The sequence below is a fragment of the Paenibacillus sp. CMM36 genome (genome assembly GCF_053570945.1).
Window position 1 is genome coordinate 46,764 of sequence record NZ_JBSEDY010000018.1, and the last position, 15,206, is coordinate 61,969.

The following is a 15,206-nucleotide window of genomic DNA, read 5'->3' on the forward strand; positions in this document are numbered from 1 at the left end:
GTGCGCGCTTTCAATAATAAAACAAAACAATATAATCCCGACTTATGTAAGGAAGTGTACTATATTCCAGTGTGCAAATGCAAGGATATTAATCACATAGATTTTTAGCCCCTGTTTCTGACTTGCATACGCTCAGTCATTGCTCTATTGTAAAAAGTGTATGTCTAACCACCGATCAAGGAGTGAACATTTTAATGAATATGTCTTCTGTAGAGGAACACCGTCAGGAATCCCCCCAACAAGTGAATTGCATGGTCGTGACTGTCTCGGACACACGCACCGTGGAAACAGATACTGGGGGACGACTGCTCATGGATCTACTAGAAACCAATGGATATACAGTTGTTCGATATGTCATCGTCAAGGATGACTACGAAGGTATTCAGCAGTTAGTATCCGAAGCAGCGGCACAGGATGACATCGAGGCTGTTCTTTTGACAGGTGGTACCGGTATTTCTCCACGTGATACTACATATGAAGCTGTCTCTTCTCTACTGGATAAGGAACTACCTGGCTTTGGGGAAATCTTCCGTTATTTAAGCTTTGCTGAGGACATTGGTTCAGCAGCTATCTTAAGCCGGGCTGTAGCTGGCACTGTGGGCCAGACAGCTGTATTTTCTATGCCTGGCTCACGCGGAGCCGTTCGTTTGGCAATGGAACGCATTATTGTCCCTGAGCTACGACATGTGATGAGAGAAATTTATAAATAAGCTCCTATTTCCTACATGCTCCAACACAAAGAGGCACCCCATGCATTCATGAGGTGCCTCTTCCAACTATTCTTTTTCTTCAACTTCGGGCTGCATATAGCTGTCGATCAGCTTTTGCTTTAGCTCCCATACCTTCTCGCTCAGATTTACACGATAAATTTCAGGGTTCAGCTTCCGCAAATATTCTGGCCAGAACAGTTTCAACTGTGAAGTATGGTAGGCACGAATTTCATCCAGCTCGGGAAGCTCATATACCTTCTGTCCATTTATAAAAATAGGCTCAAGCATCGGCACGGCTTCGTAATTTTCTACATACTTCTTCATATACGGATGCAAAGGGTTAAACAGCTTCAGGCGCTTACCATTACGCGGACGCTCTTCATCCGGAAAAGAAATATAATCGGCTACAGCTCTCCCTTTCTTCTTATCCACAATGCGATATACATCCTTTTTGCCTGGTGTGGATACTTTTTCTGGATTCCCCGAGATCTTGATCGTCGGCAACATTTCGCCATCCACTTCACGTTCAACCAGCTTGTATACCCCGCCAAGCGATGGTTGATCTGAAGCCGTAATAAGCTGTGTTCCTACACCCCATACATCAATACGTGCCCCTTGGGCTTTCAGGTTAAAAATCGTATTTTCATCCAAATCATTGGAAGCTACAATTTGTACGTAATCTAATCCTTCAGCATCGAGCATTTCTCGTGCCTGAATGGATAGATAAGCCAAGTCACCGCTATCCAGACGGATTGCATTCATACGCTTGCCCTGACTCTCCAGCATTTTTGCTGTCCGAATCGCATGAGGAACCCCGCTTTCCAGCGTGTCAAAGGTGTCTACCAGCAGTGTAACCTGATCTGGCAATACCTTCGCATACACGTCAAACGCCTCCTGCTCCGTCATAAAGGTCTGCACCCATGAATGTGCATGTGTCCCCTTCGTCGGGATTCCAAAATGTTCGCCTGCCAGCATATTAGAAGTCGCGTCAAAACCAGCCACATAAGCTGCTCGTGCTCCCCAAATCGCTGCATCTGCTTCCTGCGCACGCCGTGTTCCAAATTCGAGCAGTGTATCATCACTTGCCACCTGCTTGATGCGCGATGCCTTTGTCGCAATAAGTGTCTGATAGTTCATAAAATTCAGCAATGCCGTTTCGACAAGCTGCGTTTCCATAATCGTTCCTTCAACACGGACCAGAGGCTCGTTGGGAAAAACAAGGGCCCCTTCTTTCATCGAATGGACCGTTCCACCAAACTTAAACTGGCGAAGCGCCTCCATGAACATGGGATCGTACTTCTCCTCCTGTTCAGACAGGTAGCGAATGTCCTCTTCTGTAAACCGCAAATTTGCAATATAATTCACAATGCGTTCCAGACCCGCGAACACGGCATATCCATTACCAAAAGGGAGTTTACGAAAATACGCCTCGAACACAGCTTTACGCTGGTGACTTCCGTTCACCCAGTGGGCGTACATCATATTAATCTGATATTTATCTGTATGTAATGCGAGGCTCGTTGACTGCATTGTAATCATCCTCTCTGACTGTCTCCAGGTTTGTGGCGCTACCGCCTCATCTGCCCAGATTCAGCAATATCCGGCTCCATTTTGTTATCGGACATTGGTACACAATCGTTAAGTTATTTTACTTCTTCTGGCGTAAAACCGTATCCTCAGCCGATCGTACCGCGGCTCCAAGACTTCCCTCAAAATGACCCAAAGCCCAATCATGTCCAGCTTGATTAAAGCTCGCCACAGCGTCCTTGTATACAGTAATAGCAAAACCTTTGTTATAAGCATCTACAGCCGTATGCAGTACACATATATCCGTACACACACCAATCAGATGAACTTCCACAATACCACGTTCACGCAGCCTGAGTTCCAGATCTGTGCCCGCAAAAGCACTGTACCGTGTTTTATCCAACCAGTAGATAAGATCACTTTGTTGCTCATAGAGGCTATGGAGCTTGCCATACAAATGTCGTCCGTTGGTTCCACGTATATTATGTGGAGGAAACAGCTTGCTCTCCGGGTGATAAAGGTCGTTCTCCTCATGCAAATCCACAGCCATGACGACAAAGTCCCCTTGATCTACATATGCCTGCGTAATTGCTGCGATCCGTTCATCCAACTCAATCGCAGGTTGTCCTACAGGCAAACTACCGTCCACAAAATCTTTCGTGTAATCAATCACAATTAGTGCTTGCATCGTACGGTCAGCTCCTTATCCTCAAAGTGAAATTGTACGTTCTATGCGTGACCTATTACATTAGACGTTACGTGTAGATAGATAAACGCGGTACTCTGTCACTAAAACGGTACAACTGTGCCGGTCTTTGTGAATACTGGTTGGAACTGAGCGGTTTGCCGTTCTCATCACGCACCTCTTCCAGAATTCCCTGTCTGCTACGAGTCGATGTTATTTTGCGAATAAAGTTTGGCTCTTCGAAGTCCGGTACGACACTCTGTATCACCTGATATAATTCACCCAGTGTAAAATGTAGCGGTAAAAACTGTTTGGCGATCGTCGTCTGAAGCATCTGCAACTGAATTTTGCGATAAGCATCTACTATGATATCCCGGTGATCGAATGCCAGCTCCAATTCCTCCAACGCTTCGCGGATTGTGAATAGCCCCACCTCGGAAGCATCATCGGCCGCCTGACGCTGTTCCAACATCCATTCTTCTACCAGCGCAAAAAATGCATGCGATATGATCCAGCCGCGCGGATCACGTCCCGGTCCACTATATACACCCAAATACTCCAGATGCCCGCCGTCCACACCCGTTTCCTCTAACAGTTCCCGCTTGGCAGCTCCATACATGGATTCATCTTCCTGACAAAACCCTCCAGGCAACGCCCAGCGTCCTGCAAACGGCCAACTGCGGCGCTTGATGAGCATCACTTTCAGCTCCCGAATCGGCAATGTCTTTGTTACCGTCTTGCGCTCCCGCTTCGTTAAGGTAAACATAACGATATCCGCCGGAGCTCCATCTGGAGTGCGGTATTTCTTAATGTTATACGACGCCTTTTGCGCCTCTTCGTTTATACGATTGCTATCCATTGGCATCACCATATTATATCGTTTTGATAAATTCATTATGACATAATAAAAATTTTTGTCAAGCGTCAGGCCTTACCTGAATCACTTGCTTGTGTACGTAATACTCGGAAGGTTGCTGTAGATGTAGACCCAAGTGTGCCTTCACTATCCCTTACTTCCGCCTCAGTGGTTATAGTCCGACCTCCCTGATGAAGAATCCGCGCCCTAACCTCCAGTCGGCCTTGCCTCATGGCTGACAAGAAATGAACATTCAGGTTCGTCGTTACACATGGATCCATATTTCGTGAAGCCATACTGACCATCCCCATCGCCTGATCCATCAATGAAGTAAGCACACCCCCATGGACAATACCCATCACATTGGTATGCTCTTGTTTGGCTTCCAAAGCGATCTGTACCTCGTTTGCATCAGCTGCAATCAGCTCACACCCTAAATACTCCCAAAAAGTATTATTTTCGCCCTCTAGCATCTTACCGAACTTATCCATTCCCTTGCTTCCATCCCTTCTATGTTGTCCCATTTCTCTTGATGTCTTATAAATATATACGATGGCAAATTGCTTTCGAAAAAAAGGCGTGGAAGCTACGCCTCCACACCATAAATTTCATTCTAATCACTGCAATTCGACGAGGAAGTACTTTTTCCCTCTTCAACGTTCACCTTCTCAGCAACGGTATCACGAATCGCCATGATCACCATTTGCAGTAGCTCATTAATTTCCACCTGACTCTGCTGAAACTCCGTTACAATTGGAATACCATCAAGTTCTTCCTGTAGCTCCTGTAGCTCGGCCTCTATTTTGGCAATCATTTTTTGATTTTTTAAGGATTCAAATGCAACAATTTCCTTTTGCTTCTTTTTCATCGTTGCAATCAGTTGCTGAATGCGCCCATGATCCTGAATCTTTTCTTCTGCTTTCCGGAATACCTGTACTTCCTCACTGCTACCCAAAATACCTGCTAATTCTTTGGCTTTTGCCAATATCATTTCGCGATTGACCAAATGATCATGCTGGCGCGCCGCCGATTGAAGTTCTGTTTGTTGCAACCGCTCCTCTGTCATTGTCCATCGCTCCTTTTCTCACTTAGACGGCCCTGCACACAACCTTACTCAGACCGCATGCAACCCGCTAGAATATTCTTTTATCCGTTAACTGCTACAGCCGTTTCAACCAGATCACCTTTGATGTAAAAGGTCATAGGTTCCGTAATTTTCACTTGAACAAAGGAACCAATCAGGTCCTGAGAACCCTCAAAATGTACAAGCTTATTGGAACGGGTCCGACCGGCAAGCACTTTGCTGTCATTTTTGCTCTCGCCTTCCACCAACACTTCAACCACTTCGCCACGCAATCGACTATTAAAGCGAAGGCTGTTTTGGTTCACCGCAATGTTCAGACGCCGGAGACGCTCTTTTTTGACCGACATAGGCACATTATCTTCCATCGAAGCAGCTGGCGTACCTTCACGTGGTGAATAAATGAATGTGTAGGCAAAGTCATAGCCGACCTCGCGCACCAAAGATAGAGTATCTTCAAACTGCTCGTCTGTTTCGCCCGGGAAACCTACAATGATATCCGTTGTCAGAGAAACATGCGGAACAGCTGCTTTAATCTTCGCTGCCAGTTCCAGAACACGCTCACGGGTATATTTTCGGTTCATTTTCTTCAATATATCCGTATTACCGGATTGAACAGGCAGATGGATATGCTCCACCAAATTACCACCCTTACCGAGCACTTCTACCAAATGGTCATCAAAATCACGTGGATGTGATGTTGTAAAACGTACACGCGGGATATTGATTTTGCGCATATCATCCATCAGATCCCCGAATCTGTAATTCAAATCTTTCAAATCCTTACCATAAGCGTTAACATTCTGCCCCAGTAAGGTGATTTCTTTAAAACCTTGACGTGCCAAATCCCGTACTTCAGCGATAACATCCTCTGGACGACGGCTTCTTTCCTTACCACGTGTAAAGGGAACAATGCAATAGGTGCAAAATTTATCACAGCCGTACATAATGTTCACCCAAGCCCGCATACCCTCGCGCTTCTTCGGCAAGTTTTCGATAATGTCGCCTTCCTTAGACCACACTTCGACCACCATTTCTTTGCTAAAGAGTGCTTCCTTGACGAGCTGAGGCAGACGATGAATATTATGGGTACCAAAAATCATATCGACAAAACCGTGTTTTTGCATAATCCGGTTAACGACGTTCTCTTCCTGTGACATGCAGCCACACACGCCGAGCAGCAGTCCTGGCTTTTCTGTTTTGAGATGCTTGAGGTGACCCAGCTCGCCAAACACTTTATCCTCCGCATTTTCACGGATAGCACAAGTGTTTAGTAAAATGATGTCTGCTTCCTTCCGATCCTCGGTTGATTGGTAGCCCATTTGCTCCAGCAAACCTTTTATGGTTTCGGAATCATGCTCGTTCATTTGGCAACCAAATGTGTATACGATGTAATGCTTTCCCTCACCGATATGCTTTAGCTCATCCGGGACTGCGTTATCATATAATACCTGTACATCCTCTTTACCGCGTTGCTTTTCTTTTCTATGGTTCGGCTCCGCCATAATGTTGATTTCACGTCCGCGAATACGGATCTTTTTGCTATGCTCATCTTCAGAAATAATCTTCGCATCCGAGAAATCAAAATATTTGGAGTAATCTTTTGTTTTCTTTTCCATTCCTTAGTCACTCCTTACACCATCTATTTCACGAGCTAATTTGTGATTTTACTGTATCTTTAGGCATGGGTAAATTTATTTTAAGTTCTAAAAAAACCTTTAAAAAAGGCATTACACTAAATTATAGCATGATTTATAGGCCATCGCCATAGATCAACCGCAGATACCATTGAGTGCAAAGTGAACTCATGTTCTTTTTGTACATAAGTGAAGTATTTGTGAATTATATAGTATGTAAAAAGCCCGATTCTTTTGCAAGAATCGGACTCTTTAAGCCTTCCGGCATTTAAATCGTGTATATTAGTCTACGATTTCAGCGTTGTCACCGTTTTTCACACCGGCACCGTTCGCTTCATCTGTATCAATGTGCATATCCAAAGCAAAAGAATCGGACACACGTGCAAGAACATTTTCAAATACAAGACCACGTTCGCCGCCAACACGTACTTTCAGCAACTGCTTGTCCTTAATGTCCCATTTAGCTGCATCAGATGTATGGAAATGAATATGGCGGGCTGCTACAATCACGCCTTCTTGCAGTTCCACTTCACCAGCTGGTCCTTTTACTGTGATTCCTGGTGTACCATCAATGCTACCCGATTCGCGTACAGGTGCTTTTACACCAATAGCAAAGGAATCAGTGCGAGAAATTTCCAACTGGGAAGCGGGACGAGCAGGTCCCAAAATGCGAACCTTATCAAATTGGCCCTTAGAACCAATTACAGCTACCGTTTCATTTGCGGCAAATTGTCCTGGTTGGGACAAAGGTTTAAATTCGGTTAATTGATAGCCTGCTCCGAACAAAATTTCAATATGCTCTTGAGTCAGGTGAATATGACGGGCGGAAACGCCGACAGGTACGATTTTACTCATCGTGTGGTCACTCCTTTTTCTCTATACAATACTTTACACATCCATGCTATTATACTCCTATTTTGCCAAGAAAGAAAAGAAGAGCGTATAAAGTTCCCTTTTTCGCCCCAATCATCGTTAAATATCATCCCTATAAATCAGATCAAATCGTCGTTTTAGCGAACAGGAGAAAGAAAAGCATGATTTCAGCTACAATGAGATGAGGGGGGACGACAATAAATATATTAAGGATAAACAGGACACAGAGTATTCCAGTTAAGAAAAAAATGACTCTGAGACGGGGTTTAAGATGACTTAATCTGTACTGATGAAATACCAGTAAAACCGACAAAAAGTAAATAAAAACAGAAGCAAAGGTAAAGCAAAGCACAAAGATATAGTCTACTTGTCCCAAAAACAAGAGCTGAATCGAAGCAGCTAGCATGCTAAGGGAAAGATAAATAAACAAATGACCATAAATAATAGTCTGTCCTGCTGATTGTTTTGATTTATCTACGCGCTTCTCCATATTCTCAAAATATTGCCACCAGATTGCGATGACTAATATAAAAGCCAAAGCGGCAAATACAACGGAAGAAACCGTAAAATGATCGGATTGTAAAACAGAAAGCATACTTATCACAGATTCGCCAAGCAGAATTAAGGTGAACTGTGCAAATCGTTCTAAAAGATGCTCCGTATGGATTGGTGTGATCACCAACTTTTTACGACCAATCAAAGGAACGAGGATATCAACAGCTATACCGGTATATAAAATCAAATATCGAACCCAAGAGTCAAAGAAAAGGGAGAAACTAGAGATGACTATTCCAATCCAAAAATAGGTTCCGAAAAAACGAGCTGTTTCCTGTTTATGAGCCGTTTCTTTGGGCGCCGAAAGTAAATATTGAACGACAGTTAAACCTCTTAACCCAATATAGCCAACAAAAAAAGATACATAATACGCATCAAAATCTATATTCAAACTGGCAGTCATGATTAACACGAAAAACAATTGCAGGATCATAAAGATTCGATGCGTTATACTGTCTTGACCAAAACGGTTGTTGTAGACAGTTTGCCCCACCCAAGCCCACCATATCGGGATAAAAATCATAATGAACTTCTCCATATGTTCCCACGAGATACTACCATGCTCAACATGTAGTAAAACATGAGTGGCCTTAGAGACAGCAGCTACGAATAGTAAGTCATAAAAGAGTTCAAGCCAGGTAACCTTTTTTATTAACATTGTGTAATGGAGCCCCCTCTGGTATAGCGGTGCAGCATGGTGCACCATCAGTCTCGCTCCATTGTCTGCCGTATTTCTGCAAATATTATTTAAAATCTAAGATACTTCTCATTATTTCGTAATCGTTCTCGCTTTGTCAAGAGTGTTCGCAGCCAAAACATCCCCTTAAATAGCTATTTAAGAAGACATTTTAGAAGGCAGATTCGTTTGCAGGTATTCCAGGGCATGACCTCCCAGCCATCCTTTGACTAGCTCCTCAGGGTAATGCTTCAGCAGCAGTTCTGCAAAAGCCGGATATTTCCCCGAGTGTTCCAAGCCTTGCACATGGTGCTCGATACCGTCAAAATCAGAGCCAAACATCAAATGCCTTTCGCCCCCTAATGAACAAATATGCTCAATATGCGGTAGCAGATCCTCAGCAGTTACTGTATCCTGCTCTTTGAGAAACATGGTGACGAAGGTCAAACCAATCCGTCCGTTACGGGCGATCAGTGCACGAATCTGTTCATCCCGCAGATTACGAGGATGAGCACATCTCGCAAAGACATTCGAATGCGAGGCGATGGGCGGTAGAGTAGCCTCCTCCAGCACCTCCCAGAAGCCCTGTACGGACAGATGCGACACATCTAACAGCAGTCCCAGGTCATTACAGCGATTGACCAAATCGCGCCCCTTGCTAGTCAGCCCGCCACCTCTATGTTCCATAATGCCGTCAGCTGCCCAGTTCGCATAATTCCATGTCAGCCCAATCAATCGTATTCCCATGGCATAGCATAATTCTGCATAAAAAGGGTTCCCTTCCAGCGCATCTACCCCCTCCAGTGAGAGCAAAGCCCAAGGTGCCCATATATGATCCGTCCCATTACCATCCAAATACGTTATCTTTTCCGTGCGCTTCTCTTCTCCTGCCTGCTTTACTTGCTCTTCCTGATGCACTGCGGACGCATTTTTCCACATTGCCAAGTCTTCCTTCCACAGCAATGGTCTCAACCCACCGGAGATAGAGGTAACATGCTGCCTGAACAGCTCAATTTGACGTACCACATGCTCAAATCTTGGTGTGCCTAATACCTGTGAAATATATATAGCAAACGTTTGCAACTGCACGTTACCTTCTAGCAAACGTTCTTTTGTGACATCAAGCGATGGATGACTGAAATCGATCTGCGCATCGAGCTGCATTTTACATAACACATCACAATGAAAGTCAACAACTGGCCAATTCACTTTTAGCTTATCATTCATGCATCTTACCTCCATTTATAGATTGAAGCACCACAAATTTATTTTAAAAATCATAGTAACAGACTCACAATGCAAAAAAGCCCGTTTACAAATCGTAAACAGGCTCAGGCAACTTACATTTATTATCTTGGCTCTACAATCAATTTGATCGCAGTCCGATCTTCTCCATCAATAACAATGTCTGTAAAAGCAGGAATACAAATCAAATCCACTCCGCTTGGTGCGACAAATCCCCGGGCAATGGCTACCGCTTTAATGGCTTGGTTTAGTGCACCCGCTCCAATCGCCTGTAATTCTGCATTTCCGCGTTCACGCAGTACTCCTGCGAGTGCGCCTGCAACTGAATTAGGATTGGATTTTGCTGATACTTTTAATACATCCATAGTAAGTACCTCCCCTGGGAATGATGATGGTTTGATTCCACTATTAGATGTTATTCGAGGGTCAGCAAAAAATTCCTGCTTTTTGGTGACAGTTTTCCTTATTCTTTCCTTAAGCAGCTTACAAAAAAGTTAATCCATCCGCCATTCATCTTCTTTGAGTCTGATTTTCTGAATTTTGCGGGCTTTTCCATCGTTATCATTCAGCTCTACGCTGATGGCATGGAAATGCCATTTGCCCATGTCCACTTGAAAACGCACCGGAAGCTGGGTCTGGAATTTCTGTAACACAGCCTCTTTCTGCATTCCAAGCACTCCCTCATAAGGACCTACCATTCCCGCATCTGTCTGATACGCAGTTCCTTGTGGCAAAATTGTATCGTCATTGCTCTGTACATGTGTGTGCGTACCTACCACGATTGAAGCACGTCCATCCAAATGCCAACCCATAGCGATTTTTTCCGAGGTTGCTTCGGCGTGAAAATCAACTAGGATATGTTTATGTTTTTTGCGCAACTCATCGACAATTTCATCTGCTGCACGGAATGGATCGTCAATAGCTGGCAAAAAGGTTCTACCTTGCAGATTAACAATAGCCAGCTCCTTACCTCCACCCTTTACAACGGTATAACCTCGGCCCGGTGTTCCTGGTGGAAAGTTAGCCGGGCGAATGATCCGTGGCTCATCATCTATAAAATCAAATATTTCCTTATTGTCCCAAGTATGATTTCCCATCGTAATCCCATGGACGCCCCAATCAAAAAACTCTCTGGCGATAGCAGGGGTTATGCCTCTTCCCGAAGCTGCATTTTCTCCGTTCACGATAATAACATGCGGATTGTATTTTGATTTGAGCGAAGGAAGATTTTCCCTCAGTGCCTTTCTGCCTACACTGCCGACGATGTCTCCAATAAATAATACGTTGATAGAAAGCCCTCCCTAGTCTGCCTTACATAAATGAAAAGTGGCCCTACAAACAGTGGCCACTTTTCATTGAAATGCTTTTATTTTGCGTATTCTACCGCACGGGTCTCGCGAATAACAGTAACTTTGATATGTCCCGGATAGTCCAGTTCATTCTCAATCGTTTTCGTAATATCGCGGGCCAGTCGGAATGCTTCCGCATCATCAATTTTCTCTGGCTGTACCATGACACGAACTTCGCGTCCGGCTTGAATCGCGTATGATTTTTCAACGCCTTCAAAAGATTCGGAGATGCGTTCCAGCTTCTCAAGACGACGGATGTACGTCTCTAGCGTTTCACGCCGCGCTCCCGGTCTTGCTGCTGATAGAGCATCTGCCGCCCCAACCAGCATGGCGATCACTGAAGTCGCTTCGCAGTCGCCGTGATGTGAAGCAATGCTGTTGATGACGACCGGGTGTTCCTTGTACTTCTTCGCCAGTTCCACGCCAATTTCAACGTGCGATCCTTCCACTTCGTGATCCAGCGCCTTCCCGATGTCATGCAGCAATCCTGCCCGTCTTGCCAGTACAACGTCTTCGCCCAGTTCCCCGGCCATTAGACCTGTCAAGTATGCAACTTCCATCGAGTGCTTTAATACGTTCTGTCCGTAACTCGTACGGAACTTAAGACGTCCCAAGATCTTGATCAAATCCGGATGTAAGCTATGCACGCCCACCTCAAAGGTGGCCTGCTCACCATATTCACGGATTCGTTCGTCCACATCTTTACGGGATTTTTCCACCATCTCTTCAATACGAGCCGGATGTATCCGTCCGTCCGCTACGAGCTTTTCAAGCGCAGTACGCGCAATCTCTCTACGAATCGGATCAAATCCGGACAAAATAACAGCTTCCGGCGTATCATCAATAATGAGGTCAATTCCTGTAAGGGTTTCAAGTGCACGGATATTACGGCCTTCGCGCCCGATAATCCGGCCTTTCATTTCTTCGTTCGGCAATGTGACGACAGAAACCGTCGTTTCTGCTACATGATCTGCCGCACAGCGTTGGATGGCCAGTGTGATGATTTCACGAGACTTTTTGTCCGCTTCTTCTTTGGCCTGCTGTTCAATTTCTTTAATCATCTGAGCTGTTTCATGACGAACTTCCTGCTCTACGTTGGTCAGAATAATACTTCTTGCATCCTCCATCGTCAGATTGGAAATACGCTCCAACTCAGTTACCTGACTCTTGTAAATCAAATCAATTTGCTGCTGGGTTTCATCGATTCGTTTCTCTTTGTTGGCCACCTGTTCTTCTTTGCGTTCCAGCGATTCCAATTTTTTATCCAGCGATTCTTCTTTTTGCAGCAATCTTCGTTCCTGTCGTTGAATTTCATTGCGACGTTCACGAGTTTCTTTTTCAGCTTCGGCACGGATGCGGTGAATTTCATCTTTCGCTTCCAATACCGTTTCCTTCTTCAGCGCTTCTGCCTCTTTTTTCGCGTTCTCCACGATTTGCGCGGCAGCTTCTTCCGCACTGGAGATCTTAGCTTCTGCAATAGATTTGCGAATAAAATAACCAATCCCGAACCCAAAGAATAACGCGGCTACAGCAACGAGAACGAACCAGATCGCAGTCATCATACTGTTCACCTCCCCGTTGGTTCCTCCAAGGCATTCCTTGGGACTTTTTGCAATTGTCACATTTACTTTGATCGTCAAACTAAGATAACGACACAAGGTCGTTTCATTTCATATGCACATGCTTTCACATGTACAATTCCGCCTGGCATAGCGGCATCACTTGTTATTTGGCGATGAGAACTCACCGGTGGATTCCGCTTTTTTGGAAGGAAAAAGGGCGTTCCACAAGTATCGTTTCATATATATTTTATTATTTGACAAATGGCATTGTCAAGGGAATGCAAACATTAGTAGAGTACCATGCAGCTTTCCATGTAATAACTAGCTCATCCTATCCGTTCATACTAGCCCAAGGTTCAGCAGCCGTTTGGCAATTATTCCTCCCACTGCAACAATTCCTCGTCATCTGAAGCAGCGTCATGCTCGGCCGCAGTGAGATGATTGACCACTCGGCGTGTCATATCCCCCGAATATCCGCGTCTCATGAGAAAAGGGTAGGTTTTCCTTTTTTTCTCCATTATATCACCACGTACCTGATTCCATTTCTTACGTCCGATCGTCAAAGCACTCTCCCACTCCTCATTATCGGTGATTTCACCTAACGCTTCCCCAATAGAGGCTTTAGAGATGCCTTTCTGACGGAGTTCTTGCCTAACCCACATCTTCCCCTTACGTTGGCTAGTTATACGCTGCCTTGCCCATTGGCGGGCGTACAAATCATCATCCACGAGTTGCTCCCTTTCCAGTCGGACCATTACTTCGTCAATAACAGACTGATCCAGTTCTTTTTGCACCAAACGCTGGGCAATTTCCTGACGTGTGCGAGGCTTTCGCCCCAAATATCGAAGCGCGAGTACATAGGCCTGTTGCTTTTCATCTGCCAGAACAATATCTTCCAGTTCTTTTTTGACGAATGACGTTCCTTTGAACATATTGTACTTGATCATTACATCTTCTAATACAGACAATGAATACGGGCCAAAATGAATGATATAGCGTCCACGTTTGCGTCCCTGTCCCTGCTCTACCCTAGTAATCATCAATTCCTCATGATCCGGAAAAAGAGAAATCTCTTGTTGCTTATTTGCTTCCGCAGAATATTCATCTTCATCGTCCAACTGCAATATGTTTCCCTCACTTTGAAATTCACGAAAGCAGTCTTTGGACAACTGCTACGCAAAAGTTAGATTCCGCTGACAAAGCAGCTTTAATTGATGCAAAAATGCCCTGCACAACTGTGCAGGGCATCAGAATCATGCTATTCAACCGGATTGTGCCATAACCCTGGCTCCAGTTCACAAATCAGGATTCACCAAGCTTTATTCAAGCTCCAACAATTCCTGTTCTTCCTTGGCTTGCTGTGCCAACTCTTCTTCTGTAGGCGGAGCAACCGTCGTAATCAAATTGCTTGCCACCCGAATTTTTTGCTCGATCGTACTAGCAATGTTCGGATTTTCCTTCAAAAATTGCTTCGCATTCTCACGTCCCTGACCAAGGCGCTCACCTTCGTAGGAATACCAAGCTCCACTCTTGTCGACAATGTCATGCTCCGTACCGATATCGATCAAGCTACCTTCTTTGGAAATGCCCTCACCGTACATAATGTCCACTTCAGCCTGACGGAATGGAGGGGCAACTTTATTCTTCACGACTTTAATACGTGTGCGGTTACCCACAATGTCGTTACCCATTTTCAAACTTTCAATACGACGAACATCCAAACGTACCGTAGAGTAAAACTTCAAGGCACGTCCACCTGGTGTTGTTTCAGGGTTACCGAACATAACACCTACTTTTTCACGTAGCTGGTTAATAAAAATAGCAATAGTTTTCGATTTGTTAATGGCTCCAGACAGCTTACGCAATGCCTGCGACATCAGACGTGCTTGAAGACCGACATGGGAATCTCCCATTTCGCCTTCAATCTCTGCCTTCGGCACAAGTGCCGCTACGGAGTCAACAACTACAATGTCTACTGCTCCACTACGTACAAGGGCTTCGGCAATCTCAAGCGCCTGCTCTCCTGTATCTGGTTGCGATAGTAACAACTCATCAATATTGACACCCAGCTTGCTTGCATACGACGGATCAAGCGCATGCTCGGCGTCGATAAAGGCGGCTTGTCCGCCTGTTTTTTGCACCTCTGCGATAGCGTGAAGAGCTACTGTCGTTTTACCGGATGATTCCGGTCCGTATATTTCAATAACCCGGCCTCTTGGAAAGCCGCCCGTTCCTAACGCAATATCCAAAGCAATCGAACCACTGGGGATCGTTTCCACTTGCATGTGGGTAGACTCACCCAACTTCATAATGGAACCTTTACCAAATTGCTTTTCTATTTGACGGAGCGCCATATCCAGCGCAGCACGACGATCTGACAATAAACTCACATCCTTCATTGTTTGTACTTTAATAATACCTTGTTTTGACACGCTTGCCAAGCATTTTTT

The 15,206-nt window shown here is 44.9% G+C and carries 15 protein-coding genes; 1 reads left to right on the forward strand and 14 read right to left on the reverse strand.

Annotation, left to right across the window (positions count from 1 at the left end; genetic code table 11):
- Positions 1-194 precede the first annotated feature (194 nt).
- Entirely contained in the window at positions 195-710 is a 516-nt protein-coding gene (locus ACWA2B_RS24540) for a MogA/MoaB family molybdenum cofactor biosynthesis protein (RefSeq protein WP_029517048.1), read from the forward strand.
- A gap of 66 nt (positions 711-776) precedes the next feature.
- On the opposite strand, the gene ACWA2B_RS24545 is transcribed toward ACWA2B_RS24540, so the two are convergent.
- The 14 genes from ACWA2B_RS24545 to recA form a co-directional block, all read right to left on the reverse strand.
- Positions 777-2,240: a nicotinate phosphoribosyltransferase gene (locus tag ACWA2B_RS24545; protein ID WP_023988249.1), complete on the reverse strand. Its 1,464-nt coding sequence runs from the start codon at positions 2,238-2,240 to the stop codon at positions 777-779.
- Positions 2,241-2,358: 118 nt separating this feature from the next.
- Positions 2,359-2,925 (reverse strand): cysteine hydrolase family protein, encoded by a 567-nt coding sequence (locus ACWA2B_RS24550; RefSeq protein ID WP_029517047.1) that lies wholly within the window; start codon positions 2,923-2,925, stop codon positions 2,359-2,361.
- A gap of 67 nt (positions 2,926-2,992) precedes the next feature.
- Positions 2,993-3,781 (reverse strand): NUDIX domain-containing protein, encoded by a 789-nt coding sequence (locus ACWA2B_RS24555; RefSeq protein ID WP_023988247.1) that lies wholly within the window; start codon positions 3,779-3,781, stop codon positions 2,993-2,995.
- Positions 3,782-3,846: 65 nt separating this feature from the next.
- Complete coding sequence (locus ACWA2B_RS24560) at positions 3,847-4,269, reverse strand: PaaI family thioesterase (RefSeq protein WP_029517046.1); 423 nt, start codon at positions 4,267-4,269, stop codon at positions 3,847-3,849.
- Positions 4,270-4,391: 122 nt separating this feature from the next.
- On the reverse strand, positions 4,392-4,844 hold the full coding sequence (locus ACWA2B_RS24565) for a RicAFT regulatory complex protein RicA family protein (RefSeq protein WP_023988245.1): 453 nt from the start codon (positions 4,842-4,844) through the stop codon (positions 4,392-4,394).
- Positions 4,845-4,924: 80 nt separating this feature from the next.
- Entirely contained in the window at positions 4,925-6,478 is a 1,554-nt protein-coding gene (miaB, locus tag ACWA2B_RS24570; protein ID WP_029517045.1) for a tRNA (N6-isopentenyl adenosine(37)-C2)-methylthiotransferase MiaB, read from the reverse strand.
- Positions 6,479-6,778: 300 nt separating this feature from the next.
- Positions 6,779-7,351, reverse strand: a complete 573-nt coding sequence (gene pduL, locus ACWA2B_RS24575; protein WP_013309962.1) for a phosphate propanoyltransferase — start codon at positions 7,349-7,351, stop codon at positions 6,779-6,781.
- Between the two features lie 142 nt (positions 7,352-7,493).
- Positions 7,494-8,582 carry a low temperature requirement protein A gene (locus ACWA2B_RS24580; RefSeq protein ID WP_029517044.1) on the reverse strand — a complete coding sequence of 363 codons (1,089 nt, stop codon included), beginning with the start codon at positions 8,580-8,582 and terminating at the stop codon, positions 7,494-7,496.
- Positions 8,583-8,759: 177 nt separating this feature from the next.
- Positions 8,760-9,827 carry a dipeptidase gene (locus ACWA2B_RS24585; protein WP_029517043.1) on the reverse strand — a complete coding sequence of 356 codons (1,068 nt, stop codon included), beginning with the start codon at positions 9,825-9,827 and terminating at the stop codon, positions 8,760-8,762.
- Between the two features lie 122 nt (positions 9,828-9,949).
- Positions 9,950-10,210, reverse strand: coding sequence for a stage V sporulation protein S (locus ACWA2B_RS24590; RefSeq protein WP_007430104.1), 261 nt, complete (start codon positions 10,208-10,210; stop codon positions 9,950-9,952).
- Positions 10,211-10,339: 129 nt separating this feature from the next.
- On the reverse strand, positions 10,340-11,134 hold the full coding sequence (locus tag ACWA2B_RS24595; protein ID WP_013309959.1) for a TIGR00282 family metallophosphoesterase: 795 nt from the start codon (positions 11,132-11,134) through the stop codon (positions 10,340-10,342).
- Positions 11,135-11,211: 77 nt separating this feature from the next.
- Positions 11,212-12,756, reverse strand: a complete 1,545-nt coding sequence (gene rny, locus ACWA2B_RS24600) for a ribonuclease Y (protein WP_449292714.1) — start codon at positions 12,754-12,756, stop codon at positions 11,212-11,214.
- 374 nt (positions 12,757-13,130) lie between these two features.
- Entirely contained in the window at positions 13,131-13,880 is a 750-nt protein-coding gene (locus tag ACWA2B_RS24605; protein ID WP_069011415.1) for a regulatory protein RecX, read from the reverse strand.
- 195 nt (positions 13,881-14,075) lie between these two features.
- Positions 14,076-15,137: a recombinase RecA gene (gene recA, locus ACWA2B_RS24610; RefSeq protein WP_023988239.1), complete on the reverse strand. Its 1,062-nt coding sequence runs from the start codon at positions 15,135-15,137 to the stop codon at positions 14,076-14,078.
- Positions 15,138-15,206: the final 69 nt, after the last annotated feature.

Excerpts from the sequence above, each read along its gene's own strand:
- pduL (WP_013309962.1), bottom strand. The coding sequence starts at position 7,351 with ATGAGTAAAATCGTACCTGTCGGCGTTTCCGCCCGTCATATTCACCTG.
- ACWA2B_RS24540 (WP_029517048.1), top strand. The coding sequence starts at position 195 with ATGAATATGTCTTCTGTAGAGGAACACCGTCAGGAATCCCCCCAACAA.
- ACWA2B_RS24585 (WP_029517043.1), bottom strand. The coding sequence starts at position 9,827 with ATGAATGATAAGCTAAAAGTGAATTGGCCAGTTGTTGACTTTCATTGT.
- ACWA2B_RS24565 (WP_023988245.1), bottom strand. The coding sequence starts at position 4,844 with ATGACAGAGGAGCGGTTGCAACAAACAGAACTTCAATCGGCGGCGCGC.
- ACWA2B_RS24580 (WP_029517044.1), bottom strand. The coding sequence starts at position 8,582 with ATGTTAATAAAAAAGGTTACCTGGCTTGAACTCTTTTATGACTTACTA.
- ACWA2B_RS24590 (WP_007430104.1), bottom strand. The coding sequence starts at position 10,210 with ATGGATGTATTAAAAGTATCAGCAAAATCCAATCCTAATTCAGTTGCA.
- rny (WP_449292714.1), bottom strand. The coding sequence starts at position 12,756 with ATGATGACTGCGATCTGGTTCGTTCTCGTTGCTGTAGCCGCGTTATTC.
- ACWA2B_RS24545 (WP_023988249.1), bottom strand. The coding sequence starts at position 2,240 with ATGCAGTCAACGAGCCTCGCATTACATACAGATAAATATCAGATTAAT.
- ACWA2B_RS24555 (WP_023988247.1), bottom strand. The coding sequence starts at position 3,781 with ATGGATAGCAATCGTATAAACGAAGAGGCGCAAAAGGCGTCGTATAAC.
- miaB (WP_029517045.1), bottom strand. The coding sequence starts at position 6,478 with ATGGAAAAGAAAACAAAAGATTACTCCAAATATTTTGATTTCTCGGAT.
- ACWA2B_RS24550 (WP_029517047.1), bottom strand. The coding sequence starts at position 2,925 with ATGCAAGCACTAATTGTGATTGATTACACGAAAGATTTTGTGGACGGT.
- ACWA2B_RS24560 (WP_029517046.1), bottom strand. The coding sequence starts at position 4,269 with ATGGATAAGTTCGGTAAGATGCTAGAGGGCGAAAATAATACTTTTTGG.